At 36.4% G+C, this 15,750-nt stretch carries 18 protein-coding genes and 3 pseudogenes; 19 read left to right on the forward strand and 2 right to left on the reverse strand.

Annotated features, from left to right (window positions below):
• Window positions 1-147 precede the first annotated feature (147 nt).
• Complete coding sequence (locus HXT37_RS04125; protein ID WP_102703087.1) at window positions 148-1,788, forward strand: InlB B-repeat-containing protein; 1,641 nt, start codon at window positions 148-150, stop codon at window positions 1,786-1,788.
• A 244-nt stretch (window positions 1,789-2,032) separates the two neighbouring features.
• A pseudogene (locus tag HXT37_RS04130) lies at window positions 2,033-2,236 on the forward strand (hypothetical protein); the annotation flags it as partial.
• A 301-nt stretch (window positions 2,237-2,537) separates the two neighbouring features.
• On the opposite strand, the gene HXT37_RS04135 reads toward HXT37_RS04130, so the two are convergent.
• Entirely contained in the window at window positions 2,538-2,786 is a 249-nt protein-coding gene (locus tag HXT37_RS04135) for a prevent-host-death protein (protein WP_102703089.1), read from the reverse strand.
• 268 nt (window positions 2,787-3,054) lie between these two features.
• Between HXT37_RS04135 and HXT37_RS04140 the strand changes: the two genes are divergently transcribed.
• The 14 genes and pseudogenes from HXT37_RS04140 to HXT37_RS04205 all read left to right on the forward strand — a co-directional run bounded on the left by HXT37_RS04140 (window position 3,055) and on the right by HXT37_RS04205 (window position 12,680).
• On the forward strand, window positions 3,055-3,780 hold the full coding sequence (locus HXT37_RS04140; protein WP_102703090.1) for a MerR family transcriptional regulator: 726 nt from the start codon (window positions 3,055-3,057) through the stop codon (window positions 3,778-3,780).
• Between the two features lie 668 nt (window positions 3,781-4,448).
• A complete protein-coding gene (locus HXT37_RS04145; RefSeq protein WP_421779309.1) occupies window positions 4,449-4,883 on the forward strand; it encodes a hypothetical protein in 435 nt (144 codons plus the stop codon).
• Window positions 4,884-5,013: 130 nt separating this feature from the next.
• Window positions 5,014-5,310, forward strand: a complete 297-nt coding sequence (locus tag HXT37_RS04150) for a type II toxin-antitoxin system RelB/DinJ family antitoxin (protein ID WP_165845964.1) — start codon at window positions 5,014-5,016, stop codon at window positions 5,308-5,310.
• 91 nt (window positions 5,311-5,401) lie between these two features.
• Complete coding sequence (locus HXT37_RS04155; protein WP_102703093.1) at window positions 5,402-5,929, forward strand: DUF7010 family protein; 528 nt, start codon at window positions 5,402-5,404, stop codon at window positions 5,927-5,929.
• Window positions 5,930-6,169: 240 nt separating this feature from the next.
• Complete coding sequence (locus tag HXT37_RS04160; protein ID WP_205727496.1) at window positions 6,170-7,081, forward strand: helix-turn-helix domain-containing protein; 912 nt, start codon at window positions 6,170-6,172, stop codon at window positions 7,079-7,081.
• Window positions 7,082-7,106: 25 nt separating this feature from the next.
• Window positions 7,107-7,346 carry a hypothetical protein gene (locus HXT37_RS04165; protein WP_199172895.1) on the forward strand — a complete coding sequence of 80 codons (240 nt, stop codon included), beginning with the start codon at window positions 7,107-7,109 and terminating at the stop codon, window positions 7,344-7,346.
• A 121-nt stretch (window positions 7,347-7,467) separates the two neighbouring features.
• Entirely contained in the window at window positions 7,468-7,590 is a 123-nt protein-coding gene (locus tag HXT37_RS04170; RefSeq protein ID WP_199172894.1) for an ArsR family transcriptional regulator, read from the forward strand.
• 86 nt (window positions 7,591-7,676) lie between these two features.
• Window positions 7,677-8,000 (forward strand): annotated as a pseudogene (locus tag HXT37_RS04175) (hypothetical protein); the annotation flags it as partial.
• 56 nt (window positions 8,001-8,056) lie between these two features.
• Window positions 8,057-8,254, forward strand: a pseudogene (locus HXT37_RS04180) (recombinase family protein); the annotation flags it as partial.
• A 51-nt stretch (window positions 8,255-8,305) separates the two neighbouring features.
• Window positions 8,306-8,866, forward strand: coding sequence for a zinc ribbon domain-containing protein (locus tag HXT37_RS04185; protein WP_304529123.1), 561 nt, complete (start codon window positions 8,306-8,308; stop codon window positions 8,864-8,866).
• 351 nt (window positions 8,867-9,217) lie between these two features.
• A complete protein-coding gene (locus HXT37_RS04190; protein ID WP_102703095.1) occupies window positions 9,218-9,847 on the forward strand; it encodes a DUF6037 family protein in 630 nt (209 codons plus the stop codon).
• Window positions 9,848-10,248: 401 nt separating this feature from the next.
• Complete coding sequence (locus tag HXT37_RS04195) at window positions 10,249-10,815, forward strand: hypothetical protein (RefSeq protein ID WP_421779310.1); 567 nt, start codon at window positions 10,249-10,251, stop codon at window positions 10,813-10,815.
• A gap of 9 nt (window positions 10,816-10,824) precedes the next feature.
• On the forward strand, window positions 10,825-11,784 hold the full coding sequence (locus HXT37_RS04200; protein WP_180963722.1) for a hypothetical protein: 960 nt from the start codon (window positions 10,825-10,827) through the stop codon (window positions 11,782-11,784).
• Window positions 11,785-11,972: 188 nt separating this feature from the next.
• The gene (locus HXT37_RS04205; protein WP_199172893.1) at window positions 11,973-12,680 is read left to right on the forward strand and encodes a hypothetical protein; all 708 of its coding nucleotides are present in this window, start codon (window positions 11,973-11,975) and stop codon (window positions 12,678-12,680) included.
• A gap of 166 nt (window positions 12,681-12,846) precedes the next feature.
• Here the strand turns inward: HXT37_RS04205 and HXT37_RS04210 are convergent, their stop codons facing one another.
• A complete protein-coding gene (locus HXT37_RS04210; protein ID WP_033888427.1) occupies window positions 12,847-13,146 on the reverse strand; it encodes a hypothetical protein in 300 nt (99 codons plus the stop codon).
• A 640-nt stretch (window positions 13,147-13,786) separates the two neighbouring features.
• On the opposite strand from HXT37_RS04210, the gene HXT37_RS04215 reads away from it, so the two are divergent.
• The 3 genes from HXT37_RS04215 to HXT37_RS04225 all read left to right on the forward strand — a co-directional run bounded on the left by HXT37_RS04215 (window position 13,787) and on the right by HXT37_RS04225 (window position 15,605).
• Window positions 13,787-15,088 carry a YcxB family protein gene (locus tag HXT37_RS04215; protein WP_421779311.1) on the forward strand — a complete coding sequence of 434 codons (1,302 nt, stop codon included), beginning with the start codon at window positions 13,787-13,789 and terminating at the stop codon, window positions 15,086-15,088.
• A 139-nt stretch (window positions 15,089-15,227) separates the two neighbouring features.
• A complete protein-coding gene (locus HXT37_RS04220) occupies window positions 15,228-15,368 on the forward strand; it encodes a hypothetical protein (protein ID WP_004109059.1) in 141 nt (46 codons plus the stop codon).
• 69 nt (window positions 15,369-15,437) lie between these two features.
• Window positions 15,438-15,605 (forward strand): hypothetical protein, encoded by a 168-nt coding sequence (locus HXT37_RS04225; protein WP_012914158.1) that lies wholly within the window; start codon window positions 15,438-15,440, stop codon window positions 15,603-15,605.
• The last annotated feature ends 145 nt before the right edge of the window (window positions 15,606-15,750 follow it).

Raw genomic sequence — 15,750 nt, forward strand, 5'->3', positions numbered from 1 at the left:
GCATAACTCTGTCTATTTTCACGTAGAATTTTTTAATTTGCAGAATTATATACCTGATGGATAGGTATGTGTTTCTGCCTATTTTTATGCAGTTTTTTCAAAGTAATAAAAAGAACATTTTTAGATTAATAAGGAAATGTGAATAAGATGAAATTGTTAGCAAAAAAGACAATGGGGCTACTGCTGGCAACATTAGTAGCATTTGGCGTAGTAGCTGGAACTACGCAGGCATTTGCTGGTGGCGATGCGGTAGCATCTAAGCAAGCCGACAAATATACGGAAATAGACATGCAGGAACCGTATATAAAAGACGCAGAGCTGCATGTTTATTCTGTAAAAGACGATAACGGCTCGCCTGCAGCCGCGATAACTATCACTCACAAAAATTCGGGTGGAGTTGACCCTCAGCTTACAGGCGTAAGGGAGTACACTGCCGCTGCAAAAGAAGGTTGGGTTTTTAAGAATTGGACGTACGAGCAGTTTTTTAAAGACAAGGACTACGGAAACTACAAAGGTGTTTTCTATTCATTTTCGAAAGATCACAACAACAAGAGCATTCCTTATACATCGGGAAATGTGATTTCCGTAAACAGAACGGGGACTATAGGAGAATCAACATTAATTAAGCGAATTTATAAGGTCTATGCAAACCTTAATCCTACTATCACGGCAACTGCCGGTGAAGGCGGATCGATAACTCCTGCCGGAAAGACAGAAGTCACATACGGAGAAAATCAGAAATACAATTTTACAGCCAACAAAGGATACATAATAGCTTCGCTGAAGATAGACGGAGTAGAACAGACCGTCGAACATACAGCTTCGGGTTCATATGAATTCAAGGCTGTAAAATCGCCTCACACTATAGAAGTAAGCTTTGTAAGAGAATACACGATAACTTATACTGATGGCGTTGACAACGAAGCAATTTTTACCGATCAGGTTTACAAAGCTGCTTCGGGTTCCGATACTCCTGCTTTTGAGGGAACCGCTCCAAGCAGAACAGATTATGTTTTTACAGGCTGGACTCCTACCGTTGCGAATAAGGTAACTCGTGACGTAACATACGTCGCTCAGTGGAAGGACGACAAGAACAACAATGGCACTCCTGATGATCAGGAAGATCACTTCACAGTTACTTATACCGACGGTGTTGAGGGAGAAGAAATCTTCCAAGACCAGGTACATCAAAACATACTCGTCGACATGCCTACTCCTGCTTTTGAGGGAACCGCTCCAAGCAGAACAGATTATGTTTTTACAGGCTGGACTCCTACCGTTGCAGATAAGGTGACTGCTAACGTAACATACGTCGCTCAGTGGAAGCGGATTCAAAGAACAGTTACTTTCAAGGATGGCAATAAGACTCGTGCAAAAGTGAAAGTGGAAACTGGTAAGGCTATTAATACTGATGCGTTGACTAATGAGTCCATGCCGAAGAATCCAACGAAGGACGGTTATACCTTCAAGGAGTGGAATACGAAGGAAAATGGTAAGGGTAAGACGTTTACGGGAGAAAGCGTAGTTAATGGTGATATGACTGTGTATGCCATTTACGCGAAAGATTCTGCACCAACTCCAACACCGGCTCCAACACCAACTCCGACACCGGCTCCAACTCCAACACCGACGCCAGCTCCTAAGCCGCAGCCTGAAAAGCGTATTGGCATGATTCCTAAGACGGGTGAATCGGCGTCGTTTGCAGGCTTGCTTGCAGCACTTGGTTTCTCGATTGCCGGACTTGCAATTCTTCTTAAGAAGAAAATGACGGAAGAAAACAATAAGTAAGCACGCTTGTTTTAAGTAACTAGCATTGTTTATTAGAAGATGGCCCTAGCGATATGTTAGAGCCATCTTTTTGTATGCTATTTTTTAAGTGTTATTTGAGATATAAGCTTTCTTATTCTCAATAAAAAACAGTATGGTGCTCCAAGCTCTAAAGTTTCAGAGTTCAAAGTTAAAGTTTCAGAGTACAGAGCAATAGTTTCAGAGTTCAAGGTCAAGGTTTCATTGTATCCAACACGTAATGAAACTAGAAGTAACTCATGTTTGTACACTTGATACGTTAAATGGCATGAGTATTTTAGAAGGAACAATCACCAAGGATGCAAGCCTTGAAGTAGTTTGTGAGAATTGTGTCACCGAGGTTTCTGATAAGAAGAAGGTAAATTGTAAAAACGATGGGTTTGCGCATTACATGGTGCACTGTCTTAATGGGAAAGCTGTAGTGAAGTAATACTGTTGTGGTGTTTTATGTCCGCTACTTTGACCAATCGCACGAAATAGAGTTTGGCATGTTCTAAAAATGCTTCGGAATGTTGGAGTATTAGGCTTGGTGGTTTTTAATCCAAGTGTAAAGGTCATTTTCATTTGCTTTGCCTGATGCAACTTTGAGAATAATATCAATCAGTTCTTCATCTTTATAAGACAACATAATGTTGTTGAGTGCTAGAAAGATTAGCATGATATGTGTGCAGATACGCTTGTTTCAATCAGAGCTTGGTGAAGTTTAATCACTTGTTCTCGCTTTAAATACTTCATTTGGCAAGTTCCTCATAGACTTTTTTGTTCTTTTTTATGAACATGTTGGATAAAGCCATAACTTCATCGTCTGTTGGAACAGTAACTTTTTCAGTTTTGGCTTTCGGGAATTTTAAAATTACGTAGCGAGGAGCGTTGTTTTTCAAAATAACAGCTGATCCGTATGTGTCAACAAGTCGCGCAACTTTAGAAAAGTTTTGATTTGCTTCGGAAATAGAAACAAGTGTGTCTGTATTTACATTCATAACGATAGCCTCCATTTTTAGGAGGATTATAGCATATATTTTAGGATAAATAAATCCTAAGTATTTCAAATCTACGTCATAACTATTAACTCAGAAAAGATGTGGCAGGTGTCAATCGGAACTCATGGTTTGTCGATTGAAGCTGTATAAATACAACAGTCTTAGGTTGAGCATTAGACGACAACGCTAGTAAAAAATACTTGACTAAAATACTTGACTATGACGTTGCGTAATACTTTATTCTAGTGATAAGGAAGGAGGTGAGATAGTGAAAACAGTGAATGAAGTCAGCAAGATAGCAGGAATTAGTATTCGTACTCTTCAGTATTACGACAAAATCGGTTTGTTAAAACCGTCCGCTTATTCGGAGTCAGGATATAGGTTGTATGGTGATGAGGATCTAAAGGTACTACAATCCATTTTGCTGTTTAAAGCTTTGGAATTTCCGCTCAAAGAAATTAAAGAAATAATAACCAGTGAGCATTTCGACAAAGATTTAGCGCTGGAACAACAAATCAAATTATTAATCCTGAAAAAAGAGCATTTGGAAAATTTAATTCTTTTTGCAAAGGGATTAAAAGCATTAGGAGGTAACTATATGAACTTTACAGCATTTGACACAAGCAAAATTGATGAGTATGCCAAACAGGCAAAAGAGTATTGGGGAGATACACCGGAATTCAAGGAATTTGAAGCTAAAGAACAAAGGAGAAACAGCGAGGAAACAAAAATGCTCCATCAACAACTCATGCTGATTTTTGCAGAATTTGCCAAAGTAAAATCACAACCCAGCGATTCAGTTGAAGTTCAGGCTTTGGTAAAGAAACTGCAGGACTTTATTACAGCTAATTTCTATAAGTGCTCGAATGAGATTTTATACGGACTTGGGAAGACGTATGCTTCTGGTGGTGATTTTACGAAAAATATAGATGCGTTTGCAGGCGAAGGGACATCAGTATTTGTCAACAAGGCAATCGAATATTATTGCAAGTAAGTTTTATAATCGAATTATTGATTAAAAACACCTAATTAACTAATGTAATGCTCCCAAAAGTTGGACCAAAAATCTAACTTTTGGGATCATTGCAAAAAGGTGCTTTAATTTTCTACCAGAATAAAAAATTGTTTTGTAGAAAATAGATTCTTAAACTTTTTAACGATAGCTTTTCCTATCGTTAAAAGGTGCACCCACTATCCATAGTGTGCACTCAAAAAAGTGTAGATATACTACCCGTTCTCTCAATCCATACAGAATCAGTGGCGCTCCTTTACAAATCGTGACTGTTTCAAGATATCGTTTTGATGACACCTACTTGCGTATAGTCTAGTTCCTGAGTTTAAGAAGTTGCTTGTTGAGTATTATGAGGGTGAAGATTTGCAGGTGATTGCTTCGTTTATGAGGGAATATTGTTGGAAGCATTAAACGCTCGCGATGATATTGGTTCTTCTGTTTCTTCGAATCTTGCTATTTATGAAAGAGTATAGTTTGCTAGTAAGTGAAGAGATTAGCGTCGATAGTATAGACAAATTAATAAAAAAAATAGAATATTTATTAAGATTATTACAGTAATCAGAGAGAATGGGAGATCTTGTTTACTTAATAATCTGTTTTATGATCATTTGATACAGAGTCGTGTTATAGAAAAGGAAGGTAATGGTGTTATGAGAAGTAAAATTATTTTTTGTAAAAACATTTTTCAAAGTTGTCTTGTTATGCTTCTGCTGCTAGGCTCTCTCTTTTCTCTTTCTGCATGTGCTGACGATAAGGAGAAGGCGGCGCTTGCGTCGTATCATTGGGAAACGGTGGCGGTGTCTCGGGAAGAGTTTCGTATACCAGATAACTATATGAATAAGGATGAGTTGTATCTCTTTGTGTCACGAGATATTCTGGATTCTCATTATGATTTGTCTAAAGTTACTCTTGGAGATAAGCCAATCAAATTAGTTGACTCACAGTTTAATTTGCCTAGTTCAGGACTTAAAGCTTTATTTTTAGTTGGGAAATTTGATTTAAAAGACAAGTCAAGCTCTTGTGTTCTTAAAGTACCAGGTATTGATAAAACAGGTAATGTTGCTATAGGTTATAAGAAGAAATAGTAGTATTTTGCGCTAAATGCTTAGTGTGAATGTTGAAAGTGTTTATATCAGTCGAGGAATCCTATTCATGTAAATTGTGTTGCAATATGCGACACAGTATTTTATGGTGTGTTTATGGAGGTTGGTTGATATGGCAGTTACTAAAAGTGCGAATGTGAATGTGAGAATACAAGAAAATATTAAGCAGCAGGCGGAGAAGATTTTGGAAACTATTGGAATTTCTAGGGCTACTGCTATTGACATGTTTTATCGTCAAATCATTCTTAATAAGGGTATTCCGTTTTCGCTTACTATTCCGAAGTCGCTTCCGGCACAAGATGATATGGATGAGAAAACGTTTAACGCGTTGATGGCTAAAGGTTATGATCAGGCGGTTCAAAGTGATAGTTATTCGATAGATGAGGTTTTTGAAGAGCTTGAACGTTGATTGGAAGCTGTGGGGGTAAAGCTGGGTTTTAGAAGAATACGCGTAAAAAATTATTACGTTTATTTTTGTGTTGATTAGAAAGGAGAAATCAATGAGCTTAGATGAATTGAGGAATGATATCATCATAAAGCAGAAAAAAGGTCTGCCGTTTATTCTTACCTCCGTCGTAATATGGTTATTGATTACGGTTGTCGCAGCATTGGATATAAATATTGCGATGAAAAATATCTTGGTGTTTTGTTGTTCAACGCCTATGCTTCCGCTGTCATGGCTGATAGGGAAGAAAATTGGCGTGGATATATTTTCAAAGGACAACGAGCTGGGAAATTTAGGGTTTTTATTTACAATGAATCAGATTTTATATCTTCTCATTGTAATATGGGTGTTTAACACCGTACCTGATAAAATGATTATGGTGTATGCAATGGTCTTTGGCGCACATTTACTGCCGTATTCATGGCTGTACACATCAAAAGCCTACCGGGTTTTCGCAATTATCATTCCTGTTTTATCGCTTGTTTTAGGAAATTTTTTTGGTGGATTTGTTGTTGCAGGAACAGCTGCAGCTGTCGAAATTGCCTTTGTCTTTATTTTGCGAAATGAACTGAATGGTATATAGATAAGTAAATGGAATTCTTTATTGAATATGTTCACAAACGCAATAAATACGAAAAGGACACATTTAGCATATGATGAAAGAGAAAACAGACAGAGTCTTAAGCATAATCATTTCATGCATAGCAATCAGTGCTGCTGCTTTCGGTTTATTTTATTCAAATGCAGGTGAAGCTTTCTGGGTAAAGAACTTATACGACCAACAAGTGGAACTGTATGGAAACGGAATATATGCCTACAATTCTTGGATAAAATTCTAAAAACTGCTTGTGCCTTTGCCAATAACTATATGAACAATGAGATAGGCTTGTTGTTTGTTGGTATTGAAGAAGTCGATGATAAAGAAACGGGAGAAAAAGCAATTCCTAAAAGACCGATTGAAGGGATAAAGGAAGCAAAGTTAGAGGGAATTGAAAATGAAATTAAATCACTCCTTGCCGATATCCATCCTAAAATCAACTATCACATTATTACGAATCAAATTGATGATAAATACTATATCGTAGTTGTGGTAGAAAGTAGTAGTAACGATCCGTTTCAAACAAGTGAAAAGGCAGAAAAAGATAAAGATATTCGATTAAAGGCAGGAAGATATATTAGAGTCGGTAGAGATTCAAGACTTCCAAATCCAACCGAAGAATTTGAATTTTTGAAGAAATTTGCAAACTTTTCTTTTAGCTCAAACTTGAACGATACAGCTACCATAGATGATTTAAGCTATGAATATATGAAAGAATATCTGCTTCAAACAGGAGCAAAGAAATATATTAGGGAAATGTCTAAGCTGGATATAGCAAAGAGTATGGGGCTTATCAGTGAAAGTGAGTATGGTGGTTATAGAGCTAAAAATTTTGCTGTGCTGATGTTTGTAGATACACCAAATAAATTTATTCCAAATGCCCATGTTGAAATCATAAGAGAAATTGATGGAACTGATAAAATGGAATCAAAGAAATTTGATGGTTCGGTTTGGATACAGGCAAAGCAAGTCAGCAAATATTTTGAAGATAATATTATGGCTTCATATACCATAAGGGAAGCGGATAAAATCGAGCATAAGATTGTCTATAACTATCCTCTTACAGCATTTGAGGAACTTGCTACAAATGCCATTTTGCATAAGGAATACGATACGCCTGAATATGTCGGGATATAACATTTACAAGGACAGAATTTCTTTTATGAATCATAATAGGTCGCTCCCTCCTGTAACCATTGAGACTCTTAACAGGGACAGAAGTTTTGATAGAAGGCAGTATCTTAACAAAGAACTTAAAGATATGTTCTTTTCTCTTAACTTAATAGAGTCTTATTCAGGTATAAGGCGTGCAAAGGATGCACTATTGGAAAATGGTTCTCCTGAGCTTAAGTTTTATCCGGATATGAAGAAGATAACTATACCAATGCAGTTATGGGTGTGAATAAAGAATTTTTGAAAGAGTTTAATGGTAGTAATGATGAAAAAACTACCACGAAAACTACTATGAAACAGGAAGAGATTATTAAGATAATAGCTGAAATCCTCACATAAGCGCGAAAGAAATGGCAGAAAAATTAAACCTTACTGTTGATGATGTACGTTATCATTTAAACAAAATGAGGAAAGCAGGACTTATTCGATATGAAGGCTCAACAAAATTAGGTCAGTGGGTAATTATGAAATAGTGGTAAGTTGCAATACACAGAATTAAAAAGTGATTAGAGTAAAATCTAACCGCCTTTTTTGTTTGGAAAAAACGAAGGAGGTAAAAATGCGAATAAATGATTTTCATAACATTTTGGAGCTTGTAAAACAAGATATTTTGCAAAGCAAAGTAGAATATCTGAAGCTCTTAAAGGTTGTCGGAAATAATCAAAGATACAATTTTAAAAGTCAATTAAGTATATATGACAAAAATCCTGAAGCGACAGCCTGTGCCAAGTTTGATTGCTGGAGGGAACGCTTTAATCGAACAGTAATGCGAGGACAGAAGGATATCCCCATTTTAGAGAACTATGGCACATACAAAAAAGTGGACTATATTTTTGATATAGGTCGGACAGTTTCAAGAAATAGAGATTTCAATGAAGTAAATCGAAGGTTGTAAAACGAATTTTCAGAGAGTACCTAGAGGGTGCAAGTTTTAGGGATATTGCAAATTGACTGGAAAAAGACAAAATAAGGACTGGGCGCAAAAGATATAAATGGCATATAAGCACAATTCGAGGGATACTTAGAAATGAAAAGTACATTGACGATGCACTTTTACAAAAGGCAATCACAACAGACTTCATTGAGAAAATACGAATCAAGAATGATGGAACAGTGCCACAACATTATGTAAAGGATACTCAGGAGCCAATCGTAGCTAGGGATATATTCATGTTCGTGCAGGAAGAAATGGTCAGAAGGGCGAACCTAACAAGAAGAGTAGGCAGCAAAAAGAAAAGAGTCTATTCCAGTAAATATGCCCTCTCAAGTATTTGTACCTGCACAAAATGCGGTGATGTTTTTAGGAGAATTGCATGGAATAACAGAGGAAAGAAATCTACAGTATGGAGGTGTTGCACCAGAGTAGAGCATGGTCCATCAGCCTGTGATGCTCCTACCATTCAAGAGTCGGAATTGCAAGTTGCAACAGTCAAGTCAATCAATCAGATCCTAAGATGTTCGGATAGTATGATGCAAATTCTGAAAGAAAATATAGCCATGGTTATTTCAGATGATAATTCAGAGGAGATGGAAAAGCTAAAGGTTATCCTTAAGGAAAAACAGAAGGAACAGGTAAAGCCTGCTCATGCTAAGAAAGATTACTTTATACTAGCTGATGAGATTGATATTCTTAGAGATAAGAAGCAGGAACTTTTGGTAAAAAGAGCAGAGACAGAAGGTATGAAAAAACGAATAGAAAAATTAATAAACTTTCTTCAAAGGAAAAAATCATCACTTGACAGAATATGATGAGGGGATGGTGAGAGAATACATTGAGGAGATAAGAGTATATGAGGACAAGCTTACGATTTGTTTCAAGTCAAAACTTGAAGTTGAGATAATTAGATAAATACTGTGATGTAAGGCAGGATCTTAGTTCTGCCTTTTTTGTGGTTTTTGGGCTTTAAGGAATATATTATAATAAGTAAGCAGAAATCAGTTTGATAAATTTAGATTGACCTACGGTCAAGAAGATATGTGGTATATAATTCCTGTTTGTCGAGATAATGCATTGTATTGGCTATATAAAAGATGTACAGGAACCAGTAGATAAATACAATAAAGAACGGAAAGAATATAAAAATAATATGAGGTGATTATATGGCTGAAATTAGATTTAAAAATCTACCTAAGTTGTTAAGTAGTATGGAGAAGAAAGCATGGATTATTGATAGCTTTTTATTCAAGTATAAAAATGAGAATTATGTTGTAATATTAAAGCTATATAGTGATATAGAAAGAAAGCCATCTAAATATGCTAAGGTAAAATTAGAATTCATTAGGGCTAATAATACCAATGAATCTATACAAGCGTATGCGGATTTTTACGAGGTTCACTTCCATTCTTTAGATGAATTTGCGAATTTCTTTAAGATAAAAAGAGGTAATGCAAATAGAGATTTATTTGTAGATTTCTCTGAAATTTTTTCAAAATTTATACCAGATGAAAAGCATGAGGAAAAGCAAGGTTTGATTCGACAGCTTCAAGGTTCAAGATGTGAGGAAAACAATCCTAATGCAATATACTGCTATGATGTAAGAAGGAATGGAGAGACTGATGGAAGAAAAAATATCAGATCAAAGGCGAATAGTAATAAGGCTTATACTCTAAGAAAAAGTTTGTATGAAAAATATAAAGAAGATAAAAATCTTAGTTTCATCTTTTCTGATAAATCAGAAGATGAAAGAACTGATGAGGAAATAATAAATCAAGTTGCTGCTAGACACTGATTTGTTATATATGGATTAAACAATTTAACGATAGCCCTCCCTATCGTTAAAAAGTGCACCCACTATTCATAGTGTGCACTCAAAAAAGTGTAGATATACTAGGAGTTCTCTCAATCCATACAGAATCAGTAGCGCTTCTTTGCAAATCTCACTGAATCGCAATAGCGTTTTGATGATTTCTACTGTGCCTGCAGCCTGTTGTAGCGTTTTCGTTCTGACATTTATTTGTGTTCATAAAGGTGAGTGTAAGACTAAATAATCTTGTTAGAAAGAAAAATTTGTTTTAGTTTGCAATATTTAATAAAATACTCTCATTGGTGTAGCATACGCAAATAACAGTACCCGACGCGCATCTTAACAATGCGGATCAATTCGGGTTTTCTGATTTTTGAGGAGAGAGAATGATGCGTAAAGCAATGAAAATGTTATCTGTACCGATTGTTAGTGTCTCACTAGTATTGTGTTCAGCTGAAGTGTCTTCCGCTAACACATTGACAGAGCGCGGTAACTTCACATATGCTGCTGGTAGCCTATCTTCTACTACAACTATGACAGATGCAGACTTGGATGCGTTGATCCGTGCATTTGAATCAGTGCCTGCTGATTTGCAGTATGCTAATCCACGTACAACTTCAAATTATGAAGCACGCTTAAATGCAGCATTGCATGGCTTAACGTTTAAGTCACTGATGCGTAGGAATAGGGTTTCTATGTTTGGACATTATGCACCGATGGTTAATTGGGTCGGATGTGCATTAGCGATAGCTTCATTTGTATTTCAATATGGTGTGTCTATTGCTAAGGCACTTGGTTGGCTGAAGCGAGCGAAGCAAATATATGGAACTGTGTCGGCTATCTGGAAAGCATTTAAGCGAGGAGAGCTTCTAGCTCATCTTGGTTCTGATGGAGCTAAGTTTTTGGAAAGTATTCTCGGTATCGAGCCAATTACTCGTAATTGCCTTTCCTAGGGTTAGATGATGAGTGAGATGAATGTAAGGCCAGTGCTTTTCAAGCATGCTTTTTGGGGTCATGTGATTACAGAAACTGTTGCTGGTATTTGCACGCTTATTATTGCGCTGCTCGTACAACAGTTCGTAGGGCACCGCGTACTAGGTTGGGAAACTGTGGTCATACTCGCGCTGAGTGTTGTGGTGTTTTCGCTGCTAAGCACAGCGTATCTGCAGTGGGACAGGCATCGTAGACCAGATGACAGGTCTGGTGATTTGCTCATCGGAATCATCGATTTTGTGCTCAGGCTTCTGGTGACCTCTGGTATTGCTTCATTGCTTGTTTCCAATACTACGCTGCTAAGCATTATTATTGGCGCAGCGATTACTAGTGTGTTGCTGTTTGTTTTTGAAAAGTCTTGGCAGCCAGGTATGACGGATGCGCAATTACAGGAAGCTTCAAAGAAATCGGTTGAGCTTGGCGTTCAAATGCTTGAAGAAGAGCGCGTAAAGCGCGCCGAGGCGAGAAACATGATTGCATTACAGCATGCGAGCGCAGGTAAAACAGGCACTCCTAGAAGTACGTCTTTAACATTCTCCTCGTTAATCGTTGCGAATATGCTGATGGAAGCAGTATGCGATGTTGTCACATTTTTGCTTGCATTGATACTGCAATGGTGGATGCTTTGTACTATCGATGGCTGGCGCACGCTACTCGTCATATTCTTGGGCAATATGCTATTTTCTTGCGTGGCGGCTGCGGTTATGGTTCTGATGGGTGCATTGAAGGCTGATCAACAGAAATGCCTAACAAAAAGTTTGCCTTTCTTGGTTATTGTTGTACTGCTTCGGCTGCTGATTTTCGGTGTTCTCGCTTGGCTTCTTACGCCGAGTTTGGCATGGGTAAGCGTAGTTGTTGGTATTGTGCTTACCGATATTGTTCTCGTTATCAAGCAGCACCCATGGAAAAGAACCGCAGTAGCAGCATAAGATTTTATAAGACTGTTTTCTTCTCTTTTGAGCAAAGGGCTCTACGTACGTTGAGAGTGTTGTATAGTATTGATGTCAAAGACTAGTATCGAAACGAGCTGAGTGTACAAGATTGATGTAAGAAAAATGCACACCCTTTGCACCTGGCTTTGCAACCGCTTTTTACGCAGAAGGAAAGAGAGTTTATTATGGGTAATGGTAGTTCGAAAGAAGAGTTAGCTGCTGACATAAATAATGCTAGAGAAGCATATTCTGAGATAAAAACATTGAATAAGTATTTAAGTAAATTTAAAACAATTAAAAATAAAATTAAGATGCGTAGAGGTAGAGGAAAATTATTAAAAAATTTATATTGGTGGGAAATAGAACTAAAAAATAATGTGGATATTTACGAGATTAAATATAACAAAATTCTTTTAATGCCATATACTTTTGGACTTACAGAAGATGATTTAAATACAAATACAAGTACGGAAATAAATTTGAAAAATTATGAAGAAGATGATTTCTTGGGAGATAATCGCTTATTTGATATCATAAGTAAGGAAAATAGAAAAGAAAAATATAAAAAAGCTAAAATACATTCTAACAATTATAACGTAGATATAACTACAGGTAATTTTCACCCGCATGATGCTTTGAAGGTAGTAATAAAAGGAAAAGAAATTAAACAGATCATGCTAGTAAGAAATACCTATACCTACAAAAAGGGGTCTCACTACGGAGTTTTATACGACAATAATTGCCCTAAAGGCGAAGAAAAAAATTTCATAATTTTAAGAGATGAAGCCAATAAATTACGCTACATTCCTAAAAAATGCATAAAACCAGTAAAAGAAAACGAAGAACTAGGAAAAACACTTATTGATTTTTTAAATTCCATAGGAGTTGAATAAATAATATTACTTAGAACTAAGAAATAGTTATCAGATGTAAATGTGATGTACCCCACAAAAAAGTTAGACTTTTGTGTTTGAAAAAATAGGGGGTATTTGATAATTTTACGTAAGAAAATAAGTAAAGCTGCTATAGGCTATAAGAAAAAATAATATTTGTATATCCCTATTTTTCATATTCGTGTATAACACGTTTTATAAGAGCGTCTTTACCAGAGCCTGGTTCAATCATTGATAAGAAATGACGGGATGAAATTGTGGTCATCAGATCAATTAGATATCTCACGCTTTCATCAGACCCAAGAATAGTATCTTCTTTGTCAATATGTTTAAGTATGTAATGCTTGTAGTATTTAGCCGTACTATTGGGTTTCCAACCATTTTCTTTTAGTTCGTTGTATAATTTGTCAAGATCTAAAGTAATGGTGACCTTCGTAGGTAAAGTAATATTTTCATTTTTATCCATAAATTTGCACCTCCTATTGCTGATAACATACTTCAATGTAGAAACAAAGGCAACAAGTAGGTATGTGGAAGGCGCGAGTGGATGGGAAAATGATTGAGGGGTTGCTAAAATGTTGGAAGTATTAAAGCTGTAGATTTAATTTGCAATTGTATTGAAGATCGTAACAAGAATCTATCTATTTGATGAGAAAAGTTTATAGAAACGGTTTTTGAGGTTTATTTTCTTAAGGTAGATTGTTTTATAAGACCTTGAGTGATGCGAACTTAAGGTGAGTTGAATGATTAACTGGAAAATGGTATTACCGAGGTTTCTGATAAGAATAAAGTAAATCTTGGTTGCATAATATTGTGTGCAAAACAGATGGATGTGCTCACTGCGTTGTGCACTGTTCAATGTGTAGAATTATGTGATAAAAAACACTAAAATATGTATAATTATGTGATTAAATGCACCAAAACATGTGATACACGATAAAAGATAACGCAAAATATAACAGAACAGCAGTGAAACTAAGCGTAGAAACAGCCGAGCGTTAATACGGCTGCAATATCTAATAGTGTAATGCAAGATGAAAGGTGAGTAATCATGAAAAGGCTGATTATACAGATAAACTTATAGAACTTGCGCTGAAGGAGAATAATTGAGAAAGAAAGATAATCTACAAGGGGGAAGAGAGAAAGAGAAAGAAAAGCAGGAACATACTCCCACAGATGAGAAAAATCCTCTATATTGTGAATCACATGAGCAAATATGTGAAAACCTTAACAGTGCAAATAAGGAATTATCCAAGTATAAGGTTTTGCAGCCGAGTGCGGAAATCTTTTCCATCTTAATGATTATTGGAACTGTTTTTATGGCATCCAATAAGCTACAGCTTTTTGGATGGATCACCTATTGTTTTGCAATTCTGCTTCTTGTTGTAGTTTCTCTTATTTGGGTTATTGGTGTTATTTGGCAGCGCAATATACACAGCCGTTTTAGTAGTGCAAATGTAGAGCGTAACAAATCTTTTCTTAGCTATGGCAAGCAACAGTGGAAGGGTAGAATCTCGCTGGTTCTTTATTGCTTTTTTGTGTTAAGTGGTATTCTAACTGCATTCTTTGGAATAACTGCAGTACGTCTTCCAAATCAGTGGCTTTTGCAGACTTGGGTATATGTTATATGCGCGGCAATGCCAGTTGTTTGGATGATTACGATTGCTCTTGTATGTGTCTTCTATAATCTCTATCTTATTTCGCGTGTACGGAAGATAGGTATAAGAATTGTACTTCGTTGTCTACATGTTCTGCTTTGTGTATTGATTATCTTAGGTCTTGGATTTTTTGACGTTTTGTTTATTGTTGGCAGATATTCTGTGAAACAAAATGATAATGGTACATACACAGAGCACGTGGACGATATGTATGCTCCTTTTGAGTATTATCTTTATAAGTCTGAAGGCCCGTTTTTCCTTAAGTATCTTCGACCAATGAAAGATTCAACTGATACTGATCCAAAAATAAGTGAATCTGAGTGGTATAGCAGAATTGATCGTAATAACAGGAAAGATACAAGATTAAAAGATACAAGATTAAAGGTTGAAGAGCCAGATAAAAATTACGATTTGCATGATTCCGCTGAGCATGATTTAGAATCAAAGAAGGAAAGAAATGCAGCGCTTAAGATATTTGATAAGTATTTTGCGGCGAAAGGCTTTGCGTTCAAGGAGAACTATACCGCCAAGGGAGATATGTACTTTGTTCTGAGTGAAAGCCGTTCGGACATTACTTATCTGCAGTATAACAGGGACTCTCAGGATGGAAAATGTGGTCTTTATATTCTGTTTAAGGCTTCAAAATCTTCAAATGGAAGCTGGTCGCCGAGTGATGCTCATATGCAGAGCACCTACACGTATGAATATAGCACTGGAGTAATTGCAGAGAGCAGTAGGGCATATTGGTAGTGGGGCAGAGTGGTTATATGTAGGAATATAAGACTATCGGAAGATTGCCAGATAGTAGCATCCATAGTTGTGTACTCTAGTTGCTTATGTTTTGGAGAACAAAACGGTGTAAAAATTGTAAAAAAGTTCTCTACATTATTTGATTTCTCATGGCAGGGGCTTGTTGGTTATTCCAGAAAATAAGGTTCCTGAGTTTAAGAAGTTGCTTGTTGAGTATTATGAGTGTGAAGATTTGCATGTGATTGCTTCGTTTATGAGGGAATGTTGTTGGAGGCGTTAAACGCGCGCGATGATATTGGTTCTTCTGTTTCTGTAAATCTTGCTGTTTATGAAAGAGTATAGTTTGCTAGTGAATGAAGAGATTAGCGTTGATAATAGTTTTAGTATTGCTTGTAAGTATGTTAAAAGTTTAGGCTTGCAGTCTGTGACGAATGCGTTTGCTTGCGTTCGTGAAGATGATTGGAAAGCACGGTATGTGAAATACATGTTATCGAGTCATAAAGGGCAAGATATTTAGTGCGTGTGAAGTAATTTTTGCTGCGTGTTTTTACGTGTTTTTATGCTCAGCATTGCTCAATGCGTATAATTATGTGATAAAAAACACTAAAATACGTATAATAATGTGATTAAATGCACCAAAACGTATATAATAATGTGATATA

Source organism: Gardnerella sp. DNF01151 (genome assembly GCF_049244235.1).
In the GTDB taxonomy this organism is placed as follows: Bacteria; Actinomycetota; Actinomycetes; order Actinomycetales; family Bifidobacteriaceae; genus Bifidobacterium; species Bifidobacterium swidsinskii.